Below are 2,083 nucleotides of genomic sequence, written 5' to 3' on the forward strand. Positions count from 1 at the left end.
GGGCTCCCGGCCCGTCAGCCGCCGAGTCCGGCCCCGGCGCCGGCCTCACCGCCGTCGGCGGCCGGCACACCTGCGCCGTCGTGCAGTACTCCGATCTCTGGTGCTGGGGCGGCAACGACCACGGCCAGCTCGGCGACGGCACCACCCACGACTCCGCCCGGCCGGTACGGGTCACCGCGTCCGGCAAGCTGACCGAGGCCGCACGCATCCTCGCCGTCCATTCGGGCCGGGTGCACACGTGCGCGCTCACCCTGGAGTACGCCGCCATGGGCCTGGTCGTCTACTGCTGGGGCGGCAACGACGAGGGCCAGCTGGGCGACGGCAGTTTCGCCGACCGGCACCGGCCCGCGCAGGTCGCCGGGAACGCCGTGCAGGTCGTCACCGGGGCCGAGCACACCTGCGTGCTCGATATCGAGCTGACCGTCTCCTGCTGGGGACGCAACGACGTCGGCCAGCTGGGCTTCGGCACGCTCGGCACCAGTGAGGCCAATCCGCAGCAGGTGCCCGGCCTGACCGGGGTCATCGATCTGGCCGCCGGGGAGGAGAGCACCTGCGCGCTGGAGCAGAGTGGCAAGGTCTGGTGCTGGGGTTCCGACTCGGACGGTCAGCTCGGGGACGGCGGCGGCGCCGGTGATCCCGCGCCGAGTCCGGTTGCGGTCGGCGGTGGGCCGTACACGGAGATCAGTGTCGGGCGGCGCCATGCCTGCGCGCTCGGGCCGAAGGGGGCCGCCTACTGCTGGGGTGCCGGTGACCGTGGGCAGCTCGGCCGGGGTGGTGATCGCTCGGCGCCGCGGCGGGCCGGCCTGCGGGTCTATTCCGGTCTGCGGGCCGGTGGGGATTCCACCTGCGGGCTCACCGGTGGCGGGGCCGCGTACTGCTGGGGTGCCAATGATCATGGGCAGCTCGCGGTCGGTGGCCGCACCGACCGGGCCTTGGCGGCGCCGGTTGACCGTCGGGGGATCCGGACGTCGACGTTGGTGCGGTTGTTGCTCGGGCGTCCCGCTCCGATCGTCACCGATCTGTCGGTCGGGGCCGATCGCAGTTGTGCCGTGGATGTCTCGCAGGCCGTCTACTGCACCCGTGACGGTGTGCTCCGGGCCGTACCGCTGGCTCCTGGTGCTGTCACCGGGGTGCGGGCCTTGGCCCGGCCCGGTGGGCTGCAGGTCAGCTGGGCCGCTCCGGCCGCGCCGGGTGCCGACCGGATCGCGGCGTACGTCGCCGTCGCCTTCACCGGCCGGACCCTGGACGATGGCCGGTCCTGCACCGCCCGACCCGCGCGGACCTGCACCGTCACCGGCCTGACCGGCGGCAAGCGGTACACCGTGGTCGTCGCCGCGGTCAGCCACGGCGGGGTCTCCTTCAGCGCTCTGAAGCACGGCACGCCGCAGGCCGCCGGGGCGGGGTTGCCGGTCACCGGGCCGGGTCCGCTCGCCGCGGCCGGTGTCGTCCTGCTCGCCGCCGGCTGGACAGTGCTCAGGGCCGGTCGTTCGGTAGGCTGCCGCCACCGGATCCCAGGTGCGGTGGTGAGCGGGCCCGGCGGCGACGACGCGACGGCGCGGTGATCCGGGCCGGGACAGGAGCGACGGATGGCTGAGATCGGCCTGCGTGCGGTGCGCGACGACGACCTGGACCTGATCTACGACCAGATGCGTGATCCCGTCGCGGTGCGGATGGCCGCGTTCACCGCCGACGATCCCGACGACCGGGCCGCCTTCGACGCGCACTTCACCCGGATCCGCACCGATCCGGAGATCCTGCTGTTCGCGATCACCGTCGACGGCGAGCTGGCCGGCACGGTGGCCAGTTTCCCGGTCGGTGACGACACCGAGATCACGTACTGGCTGGACCGGGCCCGGTGGGGGCGGGGCATCGCCACCCGGGCCGTGGAGCTGCTGCTCGATCTGGTGCCGGTGCGGCCGATCACGGCCCGGGCCGCCAGCGACAACGCCGGCTCGCTGGCGGTGCTGCGCAAGGCGGGCTTCCGGCCGGTCGGCAAGGAGGTCGCGTACGCGACCGCCCGCGGCGCGGAGATCGCCGCCGTGGTGGAAGCCGCCGAGCTCTCCGCGAAGGAGCAGGCCGAGCC

General features: G+C 74.2%; 2 protein-coding genes. Both read left to right on the forward strand.

Going from position 1 to position 2,083, the window contains the following annotated elements:
* The coding region (locus AB0C29_RS45375; RefSeq protein WP_360834153.1) for a fibronectin type III domain-containing protein at positions 1-1,562 on the forward strand (1,562 nt) is incomplete at its 5' end.
* 24 nt (positions 1,563-1,586) lie between these two features.
* The coding region (locus AB0C29_RS45380; protein ID WP_360834155.1) for a GNAT family protein at positions 1,587-2,083 on the forward strand (497 nt) is incomplete at its 3' end.

It is taken from the genome of Actinoplanes sp. NPDC048791 (assembly GCF_040650095.1).
Classification (GTDB): Bacteria; Actinomycetota; Actinomycetes; order Mycobacteriales; family Micromonosporaceae; genus Actinoplanes.